General features: G+C 63.5%; 20 protein-coding genes. 10 read left to right on the top strand and 10 right to left on the bottom strand.

Going from position 1 to position 22,404, the window contains the following annotated elements; genetic code table 11:
* Positions 1-201: 201 nt before the first annotated feature.
* The 4 genes from P9254_RS09670 (at position 202) to P9254_RS09655 (ending at position 4,144) form a co-directional block, all read left to right on the top strand.
* A complete protein-coding gene (locus tag P9254_RS09670; RefSeq protein WP_278053355.1) occupies positions 202-996 on the top strand; it encodes a class I SAM-dependent methyltransferase in 795 nt (264 codons plus the stop codon).
* A gap of 6 nt (positions 997-1,002) precedes the next feature.
* The gene (betI, locus tag P9254_RS09665) at positions 1,003-1,689 is read left to right on the top strand and encodes a transcriptional regulator BetI (RefSeq protein WP_278053353.1); all 687 of its coding nucleotides are present in this window, start codon (positions 1,003-1,005) and stop codon (positions 1,687-1,689) included.
* A gap of 65 nt (positions 1,690-1,754) precedes the next feature.
* Positions 1,755-2,837: an ABC transporter substrate-binding protein gene (locus P9254_RS09660; RefSeq protein ID WP_278053352.1), complete on the top strand. Its 1,083-nt coding sequence runs from the start codon at positions 1,755-1,757 to the stop codon at positions 2,835-2,837.
* Positions 2,834-4,144, top strand: a complete 1,311-nt coding sequence (locus P9254_RS09655) for a flavin monoamine oxidase family protein (protein ID WP_067319245.1) — start codon at positions 2,834-2,836, stop codon at positions 4,142-4,144. The genes P9254_RS09660 and P9254_RS09655 overlap by 4 nt, the downstream gene beginning before the upstream one ends.
* Here the strand turns inward: P9254_RS09655 and P9254_RS09650 are convergent.
* The 3 genes from P9254_RS09650 to P9254_RS09640 are packed head-to-tail and all read right to left on the bottom strand — an operon-like array spanning position 4,108 to position 6,954.
* Positions 4,108-5,181 (bottom strand): ABC transporter ATP-binding protein, encoded by a 1,074-nt coding sequence (locus P9254_RS09650; RefSeq protein ID WP_278053573.1) that lies wholly within the window; start codon positions 5,179-5,181, stop codon positions 4,108-4,110. The genes P9254_RS09655 and P9254_RS09650 overlap by 37 nt on opposite strands.
* Positions 5,182-5,218: 37 nt before the next feature.
* Complete coding sequence (locus P9254_RS09645; RefSeq protein WP_127247149.1) at positions 5,219-6,040, bottom strand: ABC transporter permease; 822 nt, start codon at positions 6,038-6,040, stop codon at positions 5,219-5,221.
* Positions 6,037-6,954 (bottom strand): ABC transporter permease, encoded by a 918-nt coding sequence (locus tag P9254_RS09640; RefSeq protein ID WP_278053350.1) that lies wholly within the window; start codon positions 6,952-6,954, stop codon positions 6,037-6,039. The genes P9254_RS09645 and P9254_RS09640 overlap by 4 nt, the downstream gene beginning before the upstream one ends.
* A 289-nt stretch (positions 6,955-7,243) precedes the next feature.
* On the opposite strand from P9254_RS09640, the gene P9254_RS09635 reads away from it, so the two are divergent.
* A complete protein-coding gene (locus P9254_RS09635) occupies positions 7,244-8,662 on the top strand; it encodes an aminotransferase (RefSeq protein ID WP_278053349.1) in 1,419 nt (472 codons plus the stop codon).
* Positions 8,663-8,842: 180 nt separating this feature from the next.
* Here P9254_RS09635 and P9254_RS09630 read toward each other — a convergent pair whose 3' ends face one another.
* Positions 8,843-10,045, bottom strand: a complete 1,203-nt coding sequence (locus P9254_RS09630; RefSeq protein ID WP_066990508.1) for an aromatic ring-hydroxylating oxygenase subunit alpha — start codon at positions 10,043-10,045, stop codon at positions 8,843-8,845.
* Between the two features lie 421 nt (positions 10,046-10,466).
* Here P9254_RS09630 and P9254_RS09625 point away from each other — a divergent pair, with 421 nt between their 5' ends.
* Positions 10,467-10,877 (top strand): hypothetical protein, encoded by a 411-nt coding sequence (locus P9254_RS09625; RefSeq protein ID WP_127216702.1) that lies wholly within the window; start codon positions 10,467-10,469, stop codon positions 10,875-10,877.
* A 112-nt stretch (positions 10,878-10,989) separates the two neighbouring features.
* On the opposite strand, the gene P9254_RS09620 is transcribed toward P9254_RS09625, so the two are convergent.
* Positions 10,990-13,089: a hybrid sensor histidine kinase/response regulator gene (locus P9254_RS09620; protein WP_278053347.1), complete on the bottom strand. Its 2,100-nt coding sequence runs from the start codon at positions 13,087-13,089 to the stop codon at positions 10,990-10,992.
* A gap of 147 nt (positions 13,090-13,236) precedes the next feature.
* Positions 13,237-13,965 carry a response regulator gene (locus tag P9254_RS09615; protein ID WP_067319230.1) on the bottom strand — a complete coding sequence of 243 codons (729 nt, stop codon included), beginning with the start codon at positions 13,963-13,965 and terminating at the stop codon, positions 13,237-13,239.
* Positions 13,966-14,058: 93 nt separating this feature from the next.
* On the opposite strand from P9254_RS09615, the gene P9254_RS09610 reads away from it, so the two are divergent.
* Positions 14,059-14,760, top strand: a complete 702-nt coding sequence (locus tag P9254_RS09610; protein ID WP_066990432.1) for a response regulator transcription factor — start codon at positions 14,059-14,061, stop codon at positions 14,758-14,760.
* 81 nt (positions 14,761-14,841) lie between these two features.
* Here the strand turns inward: P9254_RS09610 and P9254_RS09605 are convergent, their stop codons facing one another.
* Together P9254_RS09605 and P9254_RS09600 are read right to left on the bottom strand one after the other, a co-directional pair.
* The gene (locus tag P9254_RS09605; RefSeq protein ID WP_082953640.1) at positions 14,842-15,006 is read right to left on the bottom strand and encodes a hypothetical protein; all 165 of its coding nucleotides are present in this window, start codon (positions 15,004-15,006) and stop codon (positions 14,842-14,844) included.
* 33 nt (positions 15,007-15,039) lie between these two features.
* Complete coding sequence (locus P9254_RS09600; RefSeq protein ID WP_278053345.1) at positions 15,040-15,372, bottom strand: hypothetical protein; 333 nt, start codon at positions 15,370-15,372, stop codon at positions 15,040-15,042.
* A 343-nt stretch (positions 15,373-15,715) separates the two neighbouring features.
* Here P9254_RS09600 and P9254_RS09595 point away from each other — a divergent pair, with 343 nt between their 5' ends.
* Positions 15,716-16,168: a L,D-transpeptidase gene (locus tag P9254_RS09595; RefSeq protein ID WP_066990426.1), complete on the top strand. Its 453-nt coding sequence runs from the start codon at positions 15,716-15,718 to the stop codon at positions 16,166-16,168.
* Between the two features lie 199 nt (positions 16,169-16,367).
* On the opposite strand, the gene P9254_RS09590 is transcribed toward P9254_RS09595, so the two are convergent.
* Together P9254_RS09590 and P9254_RS09585 are read right to left on the bottom strand one after the other, a co-directional pair.
* Complete coding sequence (locus P9254_RS09590; protein ID WP_066990424.1) at positions 16,368-19,451, bottom strand: efflux RND transporter permease subunit; 3,084 nt, start codon at positions 19,449-19,451, stop codon at positions 16,368-16,370.
* A complete protein-coding gene (locus tag P9254_RS09585) occupies positions 19,448-20,749 on the bottom strand; it encodes an efflux RND transporter periplasmic adaptor subunit (protein WP_278053344.1) in 1,302 nt (433 codons plus the stop codon). Before P9254_RS09585 ends, P9254_RS09590 begins: the two co-directional genes overlap by 4 nt.
* Positions 20,750-20,896: 147 nt before the next feature.
* On the opposite strand from P9254_RS09585, the gene P9254_RS09580 reads away from it, so the two are divergent.
* Together P9254_RS09580 and P9254_RS09575 are read left to right on the top strand one after the other, a co-directional pair.
* Complete coding sequence (locus P9254_RS09580) at positions 20,897-21,430, top strand: TetR/AcrR family transcriptional regulator (protein ID WP_067319219.1); 534 nt, start codon at positions 20,897-20,899, stop codon at positions 21,428-21,430.
* A gap of 173 nt (positions 21,431-21,603) precedes the next feature.
* Positions 21,604-22,392, top strand: coding sequence for a 3-hydroxybutyrate dehydrogenase (locus P9254_RS09575; protein WP_278053343.1), 789 nt, complete (start codon positions 21,604-21,606; stop codon positions 22,390-22,392).
* Positions 22,393-22,404 lie beyond the last annotated feature (12 nt).

The raw sequence follows: 22,404 nt of genomic DNA, 5'->3' as shown, positions 1-22,404 counted from the left end.
CAACCTCCGGCCGCCCGTTTTTGGGTGCGATTTGTTCCCCGATCAGCCGAATTTGGCACGGGTCACGGTTTTTTGTCCAGCCATTTTGAATGAATGTTCAACAAATGGTGTTGCGTTTCTGCGTTGATGCGCTAGGCTTTGCCCCGCATTTCTGGTGTTCCGCTAGCGCGAAGGTGACTTCCGCATTTGAGGCTCAGTCCGATGATCGAAACGGCTAACGCCGAGCCGGAATATGACGACGCGGCCATTCGCTTCCTCGAGGCGCTCTGGGGCGATGGCTACCTGTCGCCGGGCGGCCCGGACGAAGTGGACCGCGTGGTCGAAGGCCTCTCGCTCAAGGGCAAGACGATCCTCGATCTCGGCTGCGGCGCCGGCGGCGTCACGCTGGATCTGGTCGCGCGCCATGGTGCGGCGCATGCGACCGGTTTCGATGTCGAGAGGCCGGTGATCGAGACGGCAAAGCGAAACGCGGCTGCGCAGGGTCTCCAAGACCGCGTGAGCTTCCTCCAGGCGCCGCCGGGACTGCTGCCTTTCACCGATGCTTCCTTCGACGTCGTCTTCTCGAAGGACGCACTGTTGCATGTCCGGGACAAGGATGCCCTGTTCGCCGAGATCTTCCGCGTGCTGAAGCCCGGCGGCGTCTTCGCCGCGTCGAACTGGATGATCTCGCACGACGGCGAGCCGTCTGCGGACATGAAGGCCTATCTCGCGGCGGAAGGCTTGTCCTTTGCCATGGCTTCGCCGGCGCGCTACGCCGAGGCGATGCGTCGTGCTGGCTTCCGCGACATCAGCGTCCGCGACCGCAACGCATGGTACCGGGAGGTGGCGCGGGAGGAACTGGCGCGCCTGAAGGGGCCACTCTATCAAGCGCTCGCCGCCGCGGTCGGCGGGGGCTATGTCGACAAGAACATCCGGACCTGGGAGGCGATGCAGAAGGTGCTTGACAGTGGTGAGCACCGCCCCACTCATCTGCGCGGTTGGAAGCCGGTCGGATAGCCGGCAATGCTGGAGACCGTCACGGTCATGAAGAATGCAGAGGTCAGGGATGCCTTGCCCGAACCGGCACGGAAAGGAGACGCCGAGAAGCGCGGCCGCAAGGCTTCGAAAGAAGTCAGGCAACTCCAGTTGATCGAGGCGACGATCGATTCACTGGCCAAGCGCGGCTATGCGGAAACGACGATGGCCGATGTGGCCGACGGCGCGGGCCTGTCCCGCGGCATCGTCAACTTCCATTTCGAAAGCAAGGAGAAGCTGCTCGTCGCCACGCTGCAATATATGTATGACGAGTATTCGGCGCATTGGCGCGCGGCCTTGCAGAAGGCAGGCGACGATCCGGCGCGGCAGCTGCAGGCGCTGGTGTGGGCCGACTTCGATCGCTCGATCTGCAACAAGCGCAAGCTCGCCGCCTGGTGCGCCTTCTGGGGCGAGGCCAAATCGCGGCCGACCTACCAGGCGCTGAGCAGCTCGCGCGACGCCTACTACCAACAGGTGTTCATCGACCTCTGCGCGACGCTCAAGCAAAGCGGCGGCTATGCCTATGAGCCGCAGGTCATGGCGCTGGCGCTATCGGCCATGCTCGAGGGCCTGTGGCTGCGGTTGATGATGGGCACCCAGGACACCACGCGCGAGACCGCGCTGCAGGCCGCCAACGCGTTCCTGGCCGCGGCCTTTCCGAAACACTACGGTTAACGACGGCCCGGGGTTAGCAACAGCCGGCCAGCAAGACCGGCAGGACCAAAAGAGGATGGAACAGCATGAAGAAACTCAGCCGACGCTTGACACTTACTTTGGCGCTCGCCGGCGCGCTGGCGTCTTCGGCGGCAGCGTTCGCCGTTGCCGCCGACAAGGACCTCATCGTGTTCGACTGGTCCGGCTATGAGGACCCCAGCTTCCACGGCAAATATGTCGAGAAGGACGGCGACTCGCCGACCTTCGCCTTCTTCGGCGATGAGGACGAGGCATTCGAGAAGATCCGCTCCGGCTTCAAGGCCGACCTCGGCCATCCGTGTTCGCAAAGCGTGGTGAAGTGGCGCGAGGCGGGGCTGTTGCAGCCGCTCGACACCTCCAAGATCGCCGGCTGGAAGGATCTCAACCCCGGCATCATGGCGATGAAGGACCTTGCCACCACCCCCGACGGCAAAGCCTGGTTCATGCCTTGGGACTGGGGTGACACGCAGCTCACCTTCAACTCCGACAAGATCGCCGAGAAGGACGTGCAGTCGCTGAAGGCCTTCGCCGATCCCAAGTATAAGGGACGCGTCTCGATCGGCGACAATGTCGACGACGCCTATGCGCTGGCCAGCCTCGCCATCGGGCTGAAGGACTGGACAAAGATGACGGACGAGCAGTTCAAGCAGGCGTCCGATTTCCTGCGCCAAGTGCACAAGAACGTGCGCTCCTACTGGACCGACACCACCGACATCGTGCAGCTGCTCTCAGGCGGCGAGGTCGATCTCGCCTGGGCCTGGAACGACGCGGCGGTGCAATCACAGGCCGCCGGCGTGCCGATCAAGTCCAAGAAGGATACCGAGGAGGGCATCTCGACCTGGGTGTGCGGCTATGTGCTGTTCAAGGACGCGCCCGGCAACATTGACAAGGCCTATGACTATCTCAATGCCGTCAACGATCCGGAAGTCGCCAAGGTGCTGGTCAAGGACTGGGGCTACGGCCAAGCCAACGCCAAGGGCATGGCCGGTGTCGCCCAGGCGGTGCTCAAGGAAAAGGGCTACGACAACGTGGAAAAATGGGTCGACAAGACGCTGTTCCAGCAGCCGCTGCCTTCCGAGCTCAAGCTGAAGATGATCGCCGAGTTCGAGAAGATCAAGGCCGGCTATTGAACAGCAAGACCGAAAGCACCGACGTTGCAATCGTCGGCGCCGGCTTCACCGGCCTGTCGGCCGCGCTCGAGTTGAAGCGCGCCGGCATCGATTTCCTTGTCCTGGAAGCGCGCGGCCGCGTCGGCGGTCGTGTGGAAGGTGTGCGAAACGGGCTCGGCGAGCTGATCGACAGCGGCGGCCAGTTCCTGTGCGAAGACATGCCGGAGCTGATGGCGCTGGCCAGGGCGCGCGGCAAGACCTTCGTCAAAACCTTTGTCGATGGCGATTTCATCACCCATCCACCGATGTCGGTCGACCAAGCCGGACAGACCTATGTGACCGCGATGGCGATCCGCGACCGCATGAACTGGACCGAGCCTGACGATCCCGCGATCGCCGGGCTGACCGTCGCCTCCTGGCTCGAACGCCAGACCGATCCGGTAGATGCCAAAGCCGCCTTCCGCTCGATGATCGAAGGACTGTGGTGCCTGGCGCTGGAAAAGGTGCCGCTCTGGTACCTGATCGACAATGATCGCCGCATCACCAACGACGTCCCGGAACTGCAATATTCTCTGCGCGAGACCATGCAGTCGCTGGCCGCGGACCTGGCGGGCGATCTCGGTGACCGGCTGCGGCTGAACGAGCCGGTCATTCGCGTCGAGCGCGGGCCGTCCGGCGTTCGTGTCGTCGTCGGCAGCGGCGCCGTCGAGGCGCGCGAGGTCCTGCTCGCCCTGCCGCCTGCGACGGCCAACAGGCTCGACTTTCGGCCTGCCTTGTCAACGGCCTTGAAGAAGGCGCTTGGCGTCTGGGAAAGCGGCGCGGTGGTCAAGATCCTCGTCCGCTATGCCAGGCCGTTCTGGCGCGAGCGCGATCTGAGCGGAATGGTTATGTGGCGCGACATGCCGGGCCTGTTTGCCTGCGATGCCAGCAGGGACGCCGAGCATGCAGCGCTCGTCGTCTTCATCGGTGGACCGCTGGCGCTGCGCTGCCGCAAGCTGGGTGCTGCGGCGTTGCGCGCCGAGGTCATTGCGAAGCTCGCGGATGCGCTCGGTCCGGACGCGGCCGATATTCTCGATTTCAGCCAGCGCGACTGGACGCATGACCGCTGGAGCGGCGGCGCCTATAGCGATCTCATCGTCGACGTGACGGCAAGAGATGCCGAGCGCACGATCCTTGCCGGCGCGCCGCCGATCCATTTTGCGTCGTCGGAAGTGTCGCCGTCCTTCCCCGCCTATGTCGAGGGCGCGATCGTGGCCGGACGCATCGCCGCCGGGAAGATTTTGGCGCGGCTTCAGTCCGCCATCGCCACCAGGGCCTCTGGGTCGTAGGCGAGACGGATCGGCGCGCCGACCGGAATGTCGTCGGCGCCGAAATCATTGGTCTCGGTCACTGAGAGCGGCTTTTCCAGCCCCGGGATTTCGACGATCAGATGCGTGATCTCGCCGAAATAGTGGCGCTCGACCACCGTGCCGGCGACCTCGAACTTGGCCGTCGCATTGTCCCAGAGCACGCGCAGCCGCTCCGGCCGGATGCCGAGCGTCGCCGCGCCGCCGTTGCGCACGAAGGCCTTCGGCTTGTCGGTCCTCACACGCCCGAAGCCAAGCGTGTCGACAACCAAGGACACGCCGTTCTCCTCGACGATCTCGGCCTTGACGAAATTCATGCCGCCGAGGAAGTCGGCGACCTGGCGGTTGACCGGGCGCTGGTAGATTTCCTTGGGCGAGGCGACCTGCGCGATACGGCCGCCGAACATGACGGCGATGCGGTCCGACATGGCCAAAGCCTCATACTGATCGTGCGTGACCAGCACGAAGGTGATGCCTACCGCCTGCTGCAGCCGGCGCAACTCGACCTGCATCTGCTCGCGCAGCTTCTTGTCGAGAGCCGATAGCGGCTCGTCGAGCAGCAGCACCTTGGGACGCATGACCAGCGCGCGGGCCAGCGCCACGCGCTGACGCTGGCCGCCGGAGAGTTCGGTGGCGCGGCGCTTGCCTAGGCCGGTCAGCGACACCTGCGCCAGCGCCTCCTCGACGCGGCGCTTTTCTTCGCCGCCCTGCAGTTTCAGCCGCTTCAGCCCGTAGGCGACGTTCTGCTCGACATTGAGATGCGGGAAGATCGCGTAGCTCTGGAAGACCATGTTGGTCGGACGCCGGTTGGCGGGAATGCCGTCCATCGGCTGGCCGTCGACCGCGATCGAGCCGCTGGTCGGCGTGTCGAAGCCGGCGATCATGCGCAAAAGCGTGGTCTTGCCGCAGCCGGACGGCCCGAGCAGCGAGAAGAACTCGCCCTCCCTGATCGCGAGCGATGCATTATCCAACGCCTTGAACGCGCCGTAGCTGCGCGTGACGTCGCGGATCTCGATCATGGTGCGATCGGACATCGTTCGCTCGGACTGGACCCGCTCAAGCATAGAGGCCTCCCTCGTTCTGGGTGCGTCTCGCCGCGCGGCGGCGCAGGATCTCGGCAACGGTCATCAGCACGAAGGACGCCGCCAACAGCAAGGTGCCGAGCGCCAGCACGCCGGGGAGCTTGGCCGCGAAGCGCAGCTGTCCCCAGATGTAGATCGGCAGCGTCGCCTCGGTGCCGGTGAGGAAGAAGGCGATGATGAACTCGTCGAGCGAGATGGTGAAGCAGACCAGCAGGCTGGAGATGATCGCCGGCGCCACCATTGGCAGCGTCACCCGCCGGAAGGTGCCGAAGGCGCTTTCGCCGAGATCGGCGGAGGCTTCCTCGAGGCTGCGGTCGAAACCTTCGAAGCCGGAGGTCAGCACCGTCATCGAATAGGGAATGCAGACCAGCACATGCCCAAGCACGACCGTGAACAGCGACAGGCTCAAGCCCAGTTGCAGCATCACCAGGAGCATCGAGATGGCAACGATGACCTCGGGCAGCACCAGCGGGGCCATGATCAGCCCGTTGACGGTGCGGCGGCCCGGATAGCGGTAGCGGGTGATCGAACGGGCGGCGAGAATGCCGAACACGGTCGACAGGATAGCCGCCGAGACGCCGACAACCAAGCTGTTCCAGGTGGCGTCGATCAGCGCCGGCGTGCGCGGCAGGTCCTGGTACCAATGCAGCGTGACGCCTGAGAGCGGGAATTTCGGCGTCGCCGCGGTGTTGATCGAGAAGATCGGCAGGAAGATCACCGGCAGATAAAGGAAGAGGATGTAGAGCGCGGCGTAGCTCGACAGCCAGCTTGGCAGGTAACGTCTGATCGCCGTCATCGCGCCAGCCTCTGCAACGCGCGGATGACCAGCACCGCGGCGCCGGCCATCAGCGAGACGATGACCATGGTGGTGACGGAGAGTGCTGCGCCGAGCGGCCAGTTCGACGCCTTGCCGAATTGCGCCTGGATCGCGTTGGCGATCATGACGCCGTCTTTGCCGCCGACTAGCTTCGGCGTGACGTAGTCGCCGACGGTCGGGATCATGACGATCAGCGCCGCTGAGATGACGCCTGGCGTCGACAGCGGCAAGGTCACGCGCAGAAAGGAGCGCAGCGGCCCGTCGCCGAGATCGGTCGCCGCTTCGACCAGGGTGCGGTCGACCTTCTCCAGCGAAACGAAGATGGGCAGGATGGCGAAGGTCGCCCAGGCGTGGGTCAGCGTGATGATGACCGCGTTGGAATTGTAGAGCAGCGCAGTCGACGGCTCGTCGATGAGACCGAGGCCCATCAGGCCGGAATTGAGCACGCCGTTGTAGCCGAGGATCACCTTCCACGACATCACGCGCAGCAGGTAGCTGGTCCAGAACGGGATGGTGATGAGGAACAGCCAGAGGCTCTTCTGGCGGCCGCCATGGAAGGAAATGAAATAGGCGATCGGATAGGCGAGCAGCACGGTGAACAGGCTGACCGTCAGCGAGATGTAGAGCGAGCGCCAGAGCAGGTCGCGGTAGATCGGCTCGGTCAGCGCGATCCGATAATTCTCCAGCGTGAATGTGTGGTCGATGGTCAGGTAGTCCTGCGTCCAGAAGGAATGGGCTATAACAACCAGGATCGGCAGGACGAGAAGGATGAGCGCGTAAAGGAAAGTCGGGCTGATCAGCGCAATGCCCTGGACGGCTTCCGACTGCAGAAGGGCACCTCGTCTGGCTCTCGCCATGCGCAGCGGGGGCGACCCTTCCGCGGCGGCCGTCATTGCAGCGCTCCGGGCGTGATTGCAGTTGCCGGCTCGGACTGTCCCGCCATACGGCTTCCCATTGATCGGCGCCGACTGCCTGTTCCCAATTTATGTGCCCGGAGCGATCACTCCAGACTTGCCGGCTTTCTTTCATCATGAGCGCATCCGCCGATTGAAATCAAGCGCTATTTCTGCAATATTGATTGAATGAACATTCAAAATGAAGTGACGAAAAGCCGAATTTCCATGGCTTTCCGCTTCGTTTCATGTCTCTGGAAATCACCGCAACGGACCATGCGAGGCTAAGATGGCGGCTGCACGAGAGATCAAGGCGAGGGAAGTTGTCGAGCCCGGGGGCGACGATGCGGTCGAGCTGGCCAAGCGCCATCTGGTCCAGCCCTGGCCCTATGCCGGTTCGGTCGGCGCCGAGGCACGGGCGCTGATCGGCGAAGGCGAGGACATCTACATCACCGACGCATCCGGCAAGCGGCTGATCGACGGTCCGGCCGGCATGTGGTGCATCAATGTCGGGCACCGCCGCGAGGAACTGGCAAGGGTGATGTACGACCAGGCGATGGCGCTGTCCTACAACACGCCTTGGTATACAATGAATGCGCCCTCAGCCGAGCTTGCGAGACGCATCGCCGATGCCGCTCCCGGCGATCTCAGTCACACCTTCTTCACCACCGGCGGCTCGTCGGCGGTGGAGACGGCGCTGCGCTTCATGCAATTCTACAACAATGTGCGCGGCAGGCCGGAGAAGAAGCTGATCATCAGCCGCGGCGGCGCCTATCACGGCTCGACCTACCTGTCGGCCTCGCTCAACGGCCGCCCGCGCGACCGGCACTGGATGGATGGTGCCGACGAGCTGGTAATCAAGCTCTCCTCGCCCGATCCGTTCCGACGGCCGAAGGAGATGAGCATCGACGCCTTCACCGATTTCCTCGTCGACCAGTTCCGCGACACGGTCGCGCGCGTCGGCGCCGGTCGCATCGGCGCCTTTGTCGGCGAACCGGTGCAAGCTTCGGGCGGCGTCGTCGTGCCGCCGGACGGATACCTGAAGCGCATCCGTGAGATCTGCCGCGAGAACGAGATACTCTATGTCTCGGACGAGGTGGTGACCGGCTTCGGACGGCTCGGCCATCTTTTTGCCTCAGGCGACGTGTTCGGCCTCGATCCGGACATGATCACCTTCGCCAAGGGGGTGACCTCGGGCTATTTCCCGCTTGGCGGCGTGATCATCTCGGAGCGGCTGCTGGAGGAACTGCGCCGCTCCAACCATCCCGATGCGCTGTTTGGCCATGGCCTCACCTACACCAGCCATCCGATCGGCTGCGCCGTCGCGCTGAAGAACCTCGATCTTTTGGAAGAGGGCGTGCTTCAGCATGCGCGCGAGATCGCGCCCTATTTCCAGGCGCGCCTGAAAACGCTCGAGGAACTGCCGCTGGTCGGCGAGGTACGCGGCGCCGGCCTGATGGCTTGCGTCGAATGCGTCGCCGACCGCGAGAGCAAGGATCCGCTGCAGCTCGACAAGGATGTGGGAAAGCGTATCGACGCGCATTGCCATGAGCTCGGTCTCTTGGTGCGGCCGCTGATCAACATGTGCGTGATGTCGCCGCCGCTCATCATCAGCCGCGAGCAGATCGACGACATGGTCGCGATCCTGCGCGAAGGCATCTCGCGCACGATGGATGATCTGAGGAAGGAAGGCGTCTGGCGGGGGTGAGAGAGCGCCCCTCTCCCCGTTCTACGGGGAGTGTAGCCGGCGGGTGAGGGGCAGCGCCAGCTTGCGAGATTTAGTTCAGACGCTCCCTGAGGTTCGGGAGCCAGAGCCAATTGTGAGGCGCTTGCACTGCCCCGCCCTTCGGGCACCTTCTCCCCGTGTAGCAGGGAGAAGGGAAGACGCTCACCCCTTCGACCGCAGCGCGTCGTTCAATCCCCACATGTCCTTTTCCTCCGGTGCGGTCTCCAAGTTCAGCACCGGCACCTGCCTGCGCAGATGGTCGTGGTGGGTGCGCACGCCATATTCGAGGTCGGAGAGGTAGAAGCCCCCGAACGCCTCGGAGAGCATGGATTCGTTCGACCAGACGGAGAGCTGGACATCCTCGTTCATGGTGTCGCGGTCGATGCGGTAGGCAAGGTAGCGCGCCGCCGCCTGCTCCCGCGTCTCGTCCTTGTAGCGATAGATCGCGCCGCGCAGCAGCGTCTCGCCGGTGGACAGCGGGAACTCCTGATAGAACTGCACCGATTCCGGCATGATCGACAGCGCGTTGTTGGGGAAGATGCCGTAATAGATCCAGGCTTTGCGCAGATGCTCCGGCAGGTGCGTCGGCTCGGGCGCTATTTTGATGTACTGGTTGACGCTCCAGCGCCGCCCGGCATGCGGGTTGTAGGTGGCGAAGGACCGCGACACGCCGTTGACGAAGGGTTCGTCGAAATAGGTCGCGCCGTAGAGGTCCTGCAGCGCCGGATGCGCCATGGCGACGTGATAGCCCTCATTGTCGACGTCGCGCACCGATTTCCAGTTGACCGGTGATTTCTGGGTCCAGATGCCCAAGCACGGCACCATGTCGGCAACATTGTAATGGGCGATCTCCGCCTCGATCGGCTTCAAGAGTTCAGCCACGGAAGGCTGCGGGCCACCGTTGCGGAAGCGGATGAAGATGAAGCCCATCCAGACTTCGAGATCGAGCGGCATCAGCCCGAACTCGGTCTTGTCGAGTTCCGGGAAGGAGCGCGGACGGGCAGCCCCCCGCAGCGTGCCGTCGAGATTGTAGACCCAGCCGTGGAACGGGCAGATCAGCGCGTTCTTGCAGGTGCCCTGGCTGTCGGCGACGACGCGGCTGCCCCGATGACGGCACATGTTGTTGAAGGCACGCACGACGCCGTCCTTGCCGCGCACGATCAGCGCCCGCTCGCCGATGACGTCCATCGTCAGATAGTCGCCCGGATTTGGCACGTCGGAGACATGGCCGGCGATCTGCCAGTGATTGCGGAAGACGTATTCCTTCTCAAGCTCGAGAAGGGCGTTGGAGTGGTAACTCCACCCCGGCAAACCCCGCCGGTCCCAATCGTTGGGGATCGCCACGTCACGCAGGTGCGGGTTCATGAAAATGCTCTCGTTTTGTTGAATGCTCGTTCAATAAAAACACATTTTCCGTTAAAATGCAATGGCTTGTGAAAGTATGGAAATTTCATGCCGACCGGCTTGCAGTCATCCGAGCCGAGAAAATCCCGGAAAATCCGAGCCTTAACCAGGAGTGCAAAACGGCGGTTCCAGCTTCGGATCCGCAGTTTGTGAGGGCACCGTTTCGACGCGCTTCGCGCATCGGACGATCGCGACAGCCATGCCAATTCTGCGCCTGTGTGAGGTCGCTTACAGTCCGCCGCATCCGACAGGAGCAAAAGGAACAGAAGCGATCCCCGTTTCAGTCCTGTTACATGGGCCATCCCGCCCTATCATCCGGCTGTTACGTGGTGCGGTTAAGTTCGTTTCAAGGAAAAAAGAAAGATAACGAAGGGAACAGCCGATGTTTGCCAAAGTCCGGATCGCCGATGCCAGCCGCCGCTCTTACGGTCCCGAGCGCAATGATCGCCGTCCGAAGCTGGCGTTGCGCCAGCGCGCCAGCGACCATCCGATGACGATGTTCATGCTGCTGAGCGTTGCCGCCTTCGCCAGCATGGTGCTTGCGCCAGCCGCGGGTCCCGCTTTCGCCTCGATCAATCCTCCGGCCAATGTCGTGGAGGGGGCGCCGACGACGCTCAAAACCGCGCGCCTGCCGCAGTCGCAAGTCGAATTCGCCTGCAAAGGGCAGAGCTGGGGCGCCGAGAACGCCGAATGCCTGCGTGCCATTGCCGAGCAGTCCGGTCAGCACCGGGCCCGAGCTGTGCGTATGATCGCCAATGCCGCGCCGCTGACCGACACCCCGAACGTGTTTTAGGCTCCCCTGAGCGCACCCTCCGCGCTCCAGTCAGGCTCCCGCCGCAAAGTCGGTCGGGAGCCTCTTTTTGCGAATCCGACGATATCCAGGTGAAGCCGCAGAGGGAGCAATTTCAGATGTCGGCGCCGTTGTCGGCCGCCGCGACATCGGCAACGGTCGCAAGGGTGCCGCGGACGTCGAGCGTCGAGAAGGGCTTCTCCAGGATCTGCGGCCGCTGCTGCGGCGGCAGTGCCTCAATCTCGGCCTTGGCGCCGATGAGGTCGCCGGTGACCAGCACGAAACGCTGCGCCAGCCCCGGCCGTTCGGCCAGCAATTCACGGTAGATCGAGATGCCGCTGGTGCCCGGCATGCGCAGGTCGGAAAACACGATGTCCGGCGGCATGTGCCCGCTCAGAACCTCGCCGGCGGACGTCCAGCTTGGCACGAGACGCGACTTGAGCCCCATGAGCTCCAATATGTCGGACAGCGAAGCGGCGACGTCGGGCTCGTCGTCGATGATCAGCGCATGGCGCAACCCGCTCGACCGCGCCGGACCCTCGCCGGCCTTTGCCGCATTGCCGGCAATCGCCGGCAACTGGACGACGAAGCGCGCGCCGTGCGGCTGCACCTCTTCGAACCAGATGTTGCCGTTGTGGCGCTCGACGATCGATTTCGAGATCGACAGGCCGATGCCGGTACCGACGCCGACCGGCTTGGTGGTGAAGTAGGATTCGAAGATGCGTGAGCGGATCGCATCGGGAATGCCGGGTCCGTTGTCTTCGACCGAGAAGCCCGGATTGCCGCGCTCGCTGCGAAAGGTCCGCACCTTGATGCGCCGCTCGCCGGTGAAGCCGGCAAGCGCATGCTGGCTGTTGATGAGGAAGTTGGCCGCGACCTGCGTGACATGGTCGGCGTCGGCCATGGCGAGCAGCGGGCCGTTGGCGAAGTCGGTGTCGATGATGATGCCGCTGGAGCGCGCACCATAGGCGGTCACTTCGAGCGCCGAGCGCATCACCTGGTTGAGGTCGGTTTCGGCCTGCTCGGTCGGATGCAGGCGCACCATCGACAGGAAGCTCTTGACGATGCGCCCGCAGCGTTCGGCGGCCGCGCGCACCTTTTCGGCGCGCACCTTGGTCTGCGGGTCGGCCGCGAATTCATGCAGCAGGGTCGATTGCGCGACCACAACCGCCAGCGGGTTGTTGAGCTCATGCGAGACGCCGGCGAGCAGCGAGCCCATTGCCGCCATCTTTTCATTCTGGTGCAGCTTCTCGCGCTGGCGGTTGATCTCTTCTTCGGCGTGCAGCTTCTCGCGCAGGTCGCGGATCGAGCCGAAGATGAGCCGGCGGTCGGCAACCCTCATCTCCGTCGCGGTCAGCTCGATCGGAAAGATCTCGCCGGCCGCGTTCTGGGTCACTGTCTCAAGCCGCTGGCCAACCATCGGCGCGCCCCGTCCGGCCATGTACTCGGCGCCCGACGAATAACCCTTGCGGTAATAATGCGGCACGATCGTGTCGATCAGATCCTTGCCGAGGATGTCGCTGCGCTTGAAGCCGAACATCTTCTCGGCGGCCGGATTGAATTCGATGATGGAGCCGGCCTCGTCGATGACGATGATGGCGTCGAGCGAAGCCTGCAGCATGGTGCGGCGGATAACCTCGCTGGCATGCGCCTCTGAGGGCGAGCGCTCGATGGCGTCGCCGATGGCGAGCGCGATGATGTGAAGCGTCGCCTCCTCTTCATCCGTCCATTCGCGTTCGGCCGCGCAGTCATTGACCGCCAGAGTGCCCCAGAGATGGCCGTGGGCGAAGACCGACACCGAAATGAAGGATTTTATGTTCTGCTTCTCGAAGTCGGCCCGCAGGAAACCATCGAGGTCGCGCGTGTGGCCGGCGAAGACCTTGCCCTGGCGCTCATCCTCCTGCAACTGCTCCAGGAGCGGATCGGAGTTGATGATCGACTGCATGATCACGGTAGGCGATGCGAGCTCGCCGCCAAAAGCAGGGTCGATCCAATAGGAGGCCACGGACTGGGCGAAGCCCTCGCCCGGCAACTCGCGCAAACGGAAGAGAATGCCGCGCTGGCAGTCCAACGAACGGCACAGTGCCTCCAGTATGCTGTCCATCTCGCGCTGCCAGTCGCCTGCTTCGCGCAAGCGGCGAACGACATGGACGGCCGCCATCGCGGCGCCCTGGCGGGAGCCGTGCATTTCTGTCCGTGCGGCCTCAGCTGTCATCGTCGAACGTCATCTCCGGGGCCATATCGGTAAACCATGAAATCCAGCACACAAGCCCGAAAATCGACAACGGTTTTCTGGGGGCATGCCGCCGGACCGGAATGCTACAGCGTCGATTGCGTATCCGGAAGGTGCGCGGCGCCGGAGTCAGTTGCCGTCGCCAGCCGGCAGCGAGAAGATGTAGCCTTCGCCGCGCACCGTGCGCAGGAATTTCGGATTGGCGGGGTCCGCCTCGATCTTCTTTCTCAGACGCATGATGCGGATGTCGACAGCGCGCGACGATTCCGGGTCTTCCACGAAGCCGATCGCCTCCGAGATCGCCGCCCGCGTCAGAAGCCGGTTGGCGCGGGTGAGGAAAACTTCCAGCACGTCGAACTCGCTCTTGGCCATCTCGATGACCGCGCCATTGGCGCCGGTCACCAGCCTGCCGTCGAAATCGGCCTGGAAGCTGCCGAAATTCATGAAGCGGCGCGTGCCGGCCTCGGTCTTCGCGGCCTGGGGGGCAACCGGCTGCGGCACGCGGCGCAGCACACTGCGGACCCTCGCCAGCACTTCGCGCAACTCATAGGGCTTGACGATGTAGTCGTCGGCGCCGAGCTCCAGGCCGACGATGCGGTCGAGCGCGGTGCCGGCGGCGGTGGCGTAGATGATGCCGATCTGCGTCTTGGAACGCAGCCAGCGGCCGAGCGACAGGCCGTCCTCGCCGGGCATGGCGATGTCGAGGATGGCGAGGTGGAAGGGTTGCGCCTCGAGCAGGCTGCGCGCCGCCGCGGCATTCTCGGCCGTGGCAACGTCATAGCCGCTGGCGCCGAGATACTCGGCAACCGCTTCCCTCAGATCCGGCTCGTCCTCGACGACAATGATGCGCGCCTTCACAATGGTCTCGCTCCCGCTTTCAGCGGAAAGTAGATTGGGTATAAACATGATGTCCAGCGCTCATCTCGAGTTGTCCGTGGCGGAGTGGAGAAAATGGCAGCACGATCCGTCGTCGCGCTTGTGTCCGTTGCCGAAGTGGTGGCCGGCGACCTGGCCGACCATCTCGAGCGTCGGGGGCACGACGTGCGTCAGGCGCGCCAGCCCTGGGAGGCGGAGTCGCTGCTTTCGGCAGGCGGCATCGACGTCGTGGTCGTCGGTGACGACGTGACCCAGGCGGAGGGGCGCGAACTGCTCAAGCGCTATAGTAGCCAAGGCGGGGGCGGCGAGGGTGGCTGCGACTTCATCCTGATCTGCCGGCCCGCCGATCTCGTCGACAAGGTGCTGGCGCTGGAGCTCGGCGCTGCCGACGTGATCGAAAGCCCGCTCAATGTGCGCGAGCTGGCGGCGCGCATCGGCCGCCTGCTGACGCGGCGCGGCCGCAACCCCCAGGAACTGATCGTGCTCGAGAATGCGACCGTCGACTTGAGGTCGGCCATGGTCATGCATCGTTCCGGCGCCGAGGATCAGCTGTCGCCGGGGCAGGTGGCGCTGTTGAGATTGTTTCTGGCGAGCCCGCGAAAGGTGCTGACGCGCGACGACATCATTGCCGCCGCGCCCGCCGAGAATGCCGACGCTTTCGACCGCTCGATCGATTCGCGCATCGTGAGGCTGCGCCGTAAGCTCGATACGGAGACCATCACCACGATCAGGGGTGCCGGTTACCGGTTCGATCCGCCGACGCCGCGCACCGACTGAGGCGAGGGCCACCAGGTCTTTTCCTCGATCTTGCATCGGATTTCCAAAACCGCTTCGCACTTTTGGATCCGACGCCGGCGCCTAGCGCACCACGAGGATCGAGGGGCCGGACGGCAATTCGGCGCTGGCGGCGATCTCGGCGTGGGCGCGCTCCTTGAGCAGCACCGTTGCAAGCGCGGCAAAGCCAAGCAGCCCCTGGGCATAAAGCAGTGCGGACAGCACCGAAGCGGCAAATTTCGTCTTCATAACTCAATCCCCAATTCGATAGTCGTCGATGCTTCAGGAAACTCCCGAAGCGCCCGCGCCGCCTACGGAGCCCCCCGCTGCGGCGCGGGCCTTCGGTCCTCTCGGCAGCAAGTAGCCGGAGGGGCCGCGCATCCCTATCAGCCGAAGACCGACCCGCCAGAGGGCCCTCAGCCGGTTGACGCGCAGGCTGGAGATGATCCAGACCGTGGCGATGAACAGTGCAGTGTGCAGTGTCGAAACCTCGCCGGAATTCATGGCGCCAAGCGCCGTCACAGGGTTGCCGGCGACAGAGCCGACAGCACCGAGGATGACTGCCGAGACGCCGATCCTGAGAAACCAGGTGCGAACTTTCGATTTCCTGCCCATTTTCGTTTGCTGATGTCTGTTCCCGTGACTCGACATTGCTGCGGGCCTGTATCCGCATCATGCCGCGCAAGTCGCGCTTTGTTGCAATTCGGTTTCGAGATTCGGAGAAAGGCTTTCATATCAAAGCGATATACGCTTTGCCCGCCGGCTTCGGCCTGCTTGATATTGCCGGCAGCCGGTCTAGGGGGGAGCGTGTTCTCTGGAATTAGGCCGTCAACTTAGAGAAACGAATTCGAAACATTAACGCATATTAAGCGAAATAGACCTGAAACAGGTGATCCCGATAAGACGATCCATCGAAATTGCAGCCGGCCCGACCGGCATAAGAGAGAGAGGGATCGTCATGCATACCGCCATTTCAGCCAAGCTCATCCACGTCACCGCCGCCGCGCTCACCGGCGCGGCTCTGCTCTTCGGCAGCAACGCCGCTCATGCCAACCAGCTCGTCGCCCGGGTTTCGCTGTCGCAGCAGATCATGGAAGTCACGGTCGACGGCCGGCCGACGTTCACCTGGAAAGTGTCGACGGGCGACAGGGGGCACATCACGCCGACAGGGTCATTCAAGCCGACCCGCATGCATGAGATGTGGTATTCGAAGAAATACGACAATGCGCCGATGCCGCATTCGGTCTTCTTCAGCGGCGGCTATGCGGTGCATGCGACCTATGCCATCAAGCATCTTGGCCGGCCAGCTTCGCATGGCTGCGTGCGCCTGCATCCCGATGCCGCGGCCGACTTCTATCAGCTCGTCGAGGCCTTCGGCCCGGGCAACACCAGCATCCTCATCGTAAAGTAACGGGTCAAGTAGCGGGCGGATTGCCGCCTTCAAGCCAGGTTCGACGCAATTCCGGACGGAAGGCCACGGCGAAGTCGCCGAGCAACCGTTCCACACTTTTCCTGGAATTGCTCTGGCGCCGAAGCCGTGGGGTGACCGCCTAAAAAAGAGGCCGGGATTTTCCGGCCTCTTTTTGTTTTTGGAGCAGTCCTGGATTGCTTCAGGTGGGCAGCGCCGGCATCAGCTTCGGATCGGGCTTCTCGGCGAGATGCGGCAGATCCTTGCTGGCGATGAAGGTGTAGAACATAGGCACGACGAACAGCGTGAACATCGTGCCGACCAGAATGCCGGTGAAGATGACGAGGCCCATCGAGTAGCGCGCCGCGGCGCCGGCGCCGCTGGAGATGATCAGCGGCACGACGCCGAGCGCCATCGCGGCCGTCGTCATCAGGATCGGCCGCAGGCGCACCTTGGCCGAGGCGATGATGGCATCGCGGCGCCGCATGCCATGGATTTCGCGCTGCTGGTTGGCGAATTCCACCAAAAGGATGCCGTGCTTGGTGATGAGGCCGATCAGGGTGATCAGTCCGACCTGCGTGTAGATGTTGAGCGTTCCGAGGCCGATATTGAGCGGCACGATGGCACCGAAGATCGAAAGCGGCACCGCCATCATGATGATCAGCGGATCGCGGAAGCTCTCGAACTGAGCGGCCAGAACCAAGTAGATCACGATCACGGCGGCCGCGAAGGCGATCAGGATGGTGTTGCCCTGCTCCTTTTCCTGCCGCGATTGGCCGGAATAGTCGATGAAGAAGGTGTCGGGCAGCGTTTCCCTGGCCAGATCCTCCAGCACTTTCAATCCGTCGCCGGTGGTCACGCCGGGCAAGGGCAGGGCGGAGATGGTGGCCGAGTTCAGCTGGTTGAACTGCTCGATCGCTGCCGGCGAGGCGTTGGTGGAGATATGCACCACCGCCGACAGCGGCACCATCTTGCCGTCGACGCTGCGCACGAAATACTCGCCGAGCTTCGCCGGATTGTCGCGGAACTCCTGCGGCACCTGCGGGATGATGTCATAGCTGTTGGAGTCGCGATCGAACTGCGCCACTTCGGCGCCGCCGACCAGCAGCGTCAGCGTGTTGCCGATATCGGCGATGGGCAGGTTCAGCGCCGCCGCGCGCTCGCGGTCGATGGTGACGGTCACCTGCGGGGCGTCATAGGACATCGAGTTCTGCACGACGATGAAGCGGCCGGAAGCCTGCGCCTTGTTCTTGATCTTCTCGGCCTGGTCGAAGACTTCCGAGGGATCGCCGGTCGAGCGAACCACCATCGAGATCGGCAGGCCGCCGCCCGAGCCGGGCAGCGTCGGCGGCGCGAAGACGAAAGCCTCGACGCCAGCGACCTTGGCCAAGCGACCGGTGATGTCGGCCTGGATCTCCTTCGAACTGCGCTGGCGTTCGGCCCAGTCCTTGAAGGCAAAGCCGACAAAGGCGCCGTTGGTGGCGCCGCCGAAGGCGACCGCCGAGAACTGCGCCCGCGTTTCCGGAATGTCCTTAACAAGACCGAGGATCTGGTTGACGTAGGTCTCGGTGTAGTCCGAAGTTGCGTAGCGCGGGGCGGTTACGATCGAGAGCAGGAAGCCTTGGTCTTCTTCCGGCGCCAGTTCGGTCGAGGTCTTGGTGAACATGAAGCCGGTGAGCGCGACCAGCGCGACGACGATGATAAAGGTAACCGGCCTGTTTCTGAGCGAAGCCGTCACCGCCCGCTCGTAGACGCGCTCGACACGGCTGAAGGTGCCGTCGACGATGCGCTGGAAGCGGCCGTGCGCGCCGGCCTTCAAGAGGCGAGCCGACATCATCGGCGTGATGGTCACCGCAATCAGGCCGGACAGCACCACGGAGCCGGCCAACGTGACCGCGAACTCGCGGAACAGCGCGCCGGTCAGGCCGCCGGTGAAGGCAAGCGGCGCAAACACGGCGGCCAGCGTGATGGTCATGGCGACGATTGCCGAGAAGATCTCGCGCATGCCGTTGAAGGCCGCCTGCATCGGCGACATGCCGTCTTCCTCCATATGGCGGTGGATGTTCTCCACCACCACAATGGCGTCGTCGACGACAAGACCGATCGCCAGCACCATGGCAAGCAGCGACAGAAGGTTGATCGAATAGCCTACCGCAAACAGAATGAAACAGACGCCGATCAGCGACAGAGGGATGGTCACGATCGGCATCATCACCGAGCGGAAGGATCCGAGGAAGAGCAGGATGACGAGAATGACGATGGCGACAGCCTCACCGATGGTCTTGAACACCTCCTCGATCGAGGCGCTGATCTGCTCGGTGGAATCGTAGACGATCTCGATCGTCATGCCCTTCGGCAACGTATCCTGGATCACCGGCACGATCTTGTGGATCGCCTCGGCAGTCGTCAGCGGATTGGCGGCAGGCGTCGGGAAGATGGCCAGGAAGGTGCCCGGCTTGCCGTTGAAGCTCACCCTCGTGTCGGTGCTGGCGGCGCCAAGCTCGACCCGAGCCACATCGCGCAGCCGCACCACCTGGCCGTCGGTCGAGCGGATGGGGAGCTGCGCGAAGGCTTCCGGCGTCTGCAGGGTCGAGTGAACCGCGATCGAGGAAACCACATACTCGTTCTGTGTGTTGCCGGGCGCGGACAGGAAATTGGAATTGTTGATCGCAGTCAGCACGTCGGCGGCCGTGGCGCCGCGGGCGGCGAGCCTGACCGGGTCGATCCAGACCCGCATCGAATATTCCTCGGCGCCGAAGATCTGGACGTCGGCGACGCCTTCCACCGTCGAGATGCGCGGCCGCACGACGCGCTCGATGTACTCGGTCAACTGCTCCTTCGTCATGTTCGGATTCTGCATCGAGATATACATCATCGCGAACTGCTGGCCGGTGCCCTTGACGATCACCGGATCCTTGGCGGCATCCGGCAAGGTGCCGCGCACGCCTTGAACCTTGGACAGCACCTCGGTCAACGCAACATCGGGGTTGGAGCCGAGCTTCATCTGCACGGTCACCGTGCTCGAAGACGGGCGGCTCGACGAGGTGACGTAGTCGATGTTTTCCGTCGAGGCGACGGCGCGCGCGATCGGCGCAGAGATGAAGCCCTGAATCAGGTCGGCGCTGGCTCCGGGATAGGCCGTGGTGATGGTGATCGCCGTCTCGTCAACCTTCGGATACTGGCGGATCGACAGGTTGAAGATGGCCTGGAAACCCAGGAGCAGGATCATGCAGGCCAGCACTGTCGAGAGGACGGGGCGGCGAATGAAGATATCGGAAAAGCTCATTGCTGAACCTGCTTGTTTGCCGATTTGCTGGGATCAACGGTGTTGTCGACCGCAACGGACATGCCGTTGAAGAGCCGGTTCTGACCGGCGGTCACGACCTGGTCGCCGGCCTTCAGGCCTTCGACGATCTCGACCATGCCGTTGTTGCGGCGGCCGAGCTTGACGAAGACCTGCGATAGAACGAGCGCCGGTTGCTGCCCGGTTTCGGCCGACTTTTGAGCGTTCTCAGCCGGCTTCGCGGCGCTGTCGGCGGCGTTTGCCGTATCGGAGGCCGGCTTCGAGGCATCGGCTTGCGGCTTGGCTGCATCGCCGGCAGGCTTCTCCGCCCCGGCCTTCTGGTCTTCCGGTTTTGCTGGCGCGGCAGCGCCGGCCTCAGCGGGCTTGGGCGGCACTACCACGAAGACATAGTCGCCGTAGAGGCTCGAGGTCACCGCCGTCTGCGGCACCGAGATGACGTTGCTTTCCTCCGGCAACTCGACGCGGATCTGCACGAACTGGCCCGGGGTCAGCTTGCCCTCCGGGTTGGCGACCTCGCCGCGGATCGACACCAGCCGGCTTGCCGGGTCGATCTTGGGATCGATGCCGCGGATCGAGCCGGCAAAGGACATGTCGGCAGCATTGCTGCCGATCCGCACCGTCTGGCCGATCTTCAGCAGCGGCAGCTGCTGTTCGGGCACGGTGAAGTCGACCCGCATCGTGTCCAGATCCTGGATCGTGACGACTGAGTTGCCGGGCGCCAGATACTGGCCAATGTCGATCTTTGGAATGCCGACCGTCCCGGTGAAGGGAGCTGCGAGTTGCTTTTGGTCGAGCACGGCTTGCAGCTTGTTCACTTGCGCGGCCGATGCGGTCGCCGCCGCGCGCGCAGCATCAAGCGTAGCGTCGGTGCCGACGCCACGCCGCTGCAATTCCAGCGCGCGGGTCAGCGCTGCCTGGTCGGATGCGGCCTGAGCCTTCTGCGCCACCAGATCGGCCTTCTCGACGGCATCGTCGAGCTGCAGAAGCACAGCGTCGGCCGCGACCTTCTGGTTGGCGTGGAAGAGGATGTCCTTGACGATGCCGGCCGTCTCGACGGTCAGGTCGACACCGCGCACGGCGTTGACGGTGCCGATCGCCTCGACGCCGGGCGTCCAGTTCGAAGGCTTCGCCACGATGGTCGACACTGTCGCCGCCGGCGGTTTCATGGTGGCGAAAAACTGCTTGATCGCATTGTCGCGAAACAGGTTGAAGCCGACGATGCCGGCGCACACCACGGCGAGCAGCAGCAGAATTCCGGTGATGATGAAGAAGCGCTTCACGGATAGTTCCCCTCGAGCCGGCAACCGGCAACGTCAATTGCCGGGACACATATCGACGATAAATCCCGATTTCAAATTGCGGGCGTCTTACTGTACCGTCTGGACGGTCTTGTCAATTCCACACGGCCTAATGTAAGGGAAGGCGTGATGAAAGCTCGCAGGGCAAACTCGCGCGACAGGATACTTGCAGCGGCAGCCGACGTGGCGCGCGAGGCGGGCCCGGGAAGCCTGTCGCTCGACGCCATCGCGAATCGGGCCGGCGTGTCGAAGGGCGGTCTGCTCTACAATTTCCCGACCAAGGCCAAGCTGATGCAGGGGCTGGTCGAGAATTACCTCAATGCTTTCGAGCAGGCGCTCGAAGAACGCACGGCCGAGGCAAGCGATGAAAGCGCGCTCGCGGCCTACATACGGCTCTCGGCCGATGATTGCGAGAAGCCGAAACCTTCGGCCTCCTGGATGTTCTCCGCGATCGCCGAGGATCCGGAATTCCTGACGCCGATCAAAGCCTTCAAGCGGCAGCTGTTCGAACGGCTGAAGGAGGAAACGGACGACCTCGGCTCGCTGCTGGTTTGTTTCCTCGCCATCGAGGGGCTGCGCAGCATGAATCTTTTCGATTCAGACGTGCTGTCGCAGCAGGAGCACAGGCTCCTGGTTTCCTCGCTGCTCAAGATAGCCGGATAGGTCGCAGGCCTCACATCAGCGGCGGCAAAGACCGCCCTAGGACCGCCCGCTTCCTATCGCTCGAACTGCATCACAACATTGTAATCGCACCGAAATACGGGCATGGCATTGTTATGTTGCGACGCACAAACTATCTGCTTCAACAGTCCCTCCCTCCACGTGCGAGATCTGCCATGGGTTCCCTGTCCTCAAAGAATGCGCTCGTCACTGGCTCGACCAGCGGCATCGGCCTTGCAACCGCCCGCGCCTTTGCCGCCGAGGGCGCCAACGTCACCATCAACGGCCTGGGCGATGCCGCGGCGATCGAAAAGGAGCGCGCCGGCATCGAGAGGGATTTCGGCGTCAAGTGCCGCTATTCCGGCGCCAACATGATGGACGGCGGGGCGGTCACCGCCATGATCCGCGAGGCCGAGGAGGCGTTCGGCAGCCTCGACATCCTGGTCAACAATGCCGGCATCCAGCATGTCGCGCCGATCGACGAATTCCCCGACGACAAGTGGGAAGCAATCATCCGCATCAACCTGCTTGCCGCCTTCTATGCCATCAAGGCGGCGCTGCCGGGCATGAAGAGCCGCAAATGGGGCCGCATCATCAACACGGCTTCGGCCCATGCGTTGGTCGCCTCGCCGTTCAAGTCGGCCTATGTCTCTGCCAAGCACGGCATCGCAGGTCTGACCAAGACGGTGGCGCTGGAAGTCGCGCAGGATGGCATCACCGTCAATGCGATCGCGCCCGGTTATGTCTGGACGCCGCTGGTCGAGAAGCAGATCCCCGACACGATGAAGGCGCGCGGCATGACCGAGGAACAGGTCAAGCACGAGGTGCTGCTTGCCGCGCAGCCGACCAAAGAGTTCGTCAGCGTTGAGGAATTGGCGGCACTGGCGCTGTTCCTGTGCTCGGATGCGGCCAAGCAGATGACCGGCACGACCCTGCCGATGGATGGCGGTTGGACGGCGCAGTAAGTGCAGCTTCCA

It is taken from the genome of Mesorhizobium sp. WSM4983 (assembly GCF_029625765.1).
Classification (GTDB): domain Bacteria; phylum Pseudomonadota; class Alphaproteobacteria; order Rhizobiales; family Rhizobiaceae; genus Mesorhizobium.
This window is presented reverse-complemented; position numbering and strand designations above follow the sequence as displayed.

What these genes read in the sequence shown, in the direction of transcription:
- P9254_RS09640 (WP_278053350.1), bottom strand. Translation starts at nt 6,954, where the DNA reads ATGACGGCCGCCGCGGAAGGGTCGCCCCCGCTGCGCATGGCGAGAGCC.
- P9254_RS09670 (WP_278053355.1), top strand. Translation starts at nt 202, where the DNA reads ATGATCGAAACGGCTAACGCCGAGCCGGAATATGACGACGCGGCCATT.
- P9254_RS09605 (WP_082953640.1), bottom strand. Translation starts at nt 15,006, where the DNA reads ATGAAGACGAAATTTGCCGCTTCGGTGCTGTCCGCACTGCTTTATGCC.
- P9254_RS09660 (WP_278053352.1), top strand. Translation starts at nt 1,755, where the DNA reads ATGAAGAAACTCAGCCGACGCTTGACACTTACTTTGGCGCTCGCCGGC.
- P9254_RS09620 (WP_278053347.1), bottom strand. Translation starts at nt 13,089, where the DNA reads ATGACAGCTGAGGCCGCACGGACAGAAATGCACGGCTCCCGCCAGGGC.
- betI (WP_278053353.1), top strand. Translation starts at nt 1,003, where the DNA reads ATGCTGGAGACCGTCACGGTCATGAAGAATGCAGAGGTCAGGGATGCC.
- P9254_RS09630 (WP_066990508.1), bottom strand. Translation starts at nt 10,045, where the DNA reads ATGAACCCGCACCTGCGTGACGTGGCGATCCCCAACGATTGGGACCGG.
- P9254_RS09595 (WP_066990426.1), top strand. Translation starts at nt 15,716, where the DNA reads ATGCATACCGCCATTTCAGCCAAGCTCATCCACGTCACCGCCGCCGCG.
- P9254_RS09645 (WP_127247149.1), bottom strand. Translation starts at nt 6,040, where the DNA reads ATGACGGCGATCAGACGTTACCTGCCAAGCTGGCTGTCGAGCTACGCC.
- P9254_RS09650 (WP_278053573.1), bottom strand. Translation starts at nt 5,181, where the DNA reads ATGATCGAGATCCGCGACGTCACGCGCAGCTACGGCGCGTTCAAGGCG.
- P9254_RS09635 (WP_278053349.1), top strand. Translation starts at nt 7,244, where the DNA reads ATGGCGGCTGCACGAGAGATCAAGGCGAGGGAAGTTGTCGAGCCCGGG.
- P9254_RS09580 (WP_067319219.1), top strand. Translation starts at nt 20,897, where the DNA reads ATGAAAGCTCGCAGGGCAAACTCGCGCGACAGGATACTTGCAGCGGCA.
- P9254_RS09610 (WP_066990432.1), top strand. Translation starts at nt 14,059, where the DNA reads ATGGCAGCACGATCCGTCGTCGCGCTTGTGTCCGTTGCCGAAGTGGTG.
- P9254_RS09590 (WP_066990424.1), bottom strand. Translation starts at nt 19,451, where the DNA reads ATGAGCTTTTCCGATATCTTCATTCGCCGCCCCGTCCTCTCGACAGTG.
- P9254_RS09600 (WP_278053345.1), bottom strand. Translation starts at nt 15,372, where the DNA reads ATGGGCAGGAAATCGAAAGTTCGCACCTGGTTTCTCAGGATCGGCGTC.
- P9254_RS09625 (WP_127216702.1), top strand. Translation starts at nt 10,467, where the DNA reads ATGTTTGCCAAAGTCCGGATCGCCGATGCCAGCCGCCGCTCTTACGGT.
- P9254_RS09575 (WP_278053343.1), top strand. Translation starts at nt 21,604, where the DNA reads ATGGGTTCCCTGTCCTCAAAGAATGCGCTCGTCACTGGCTCGACCAGC.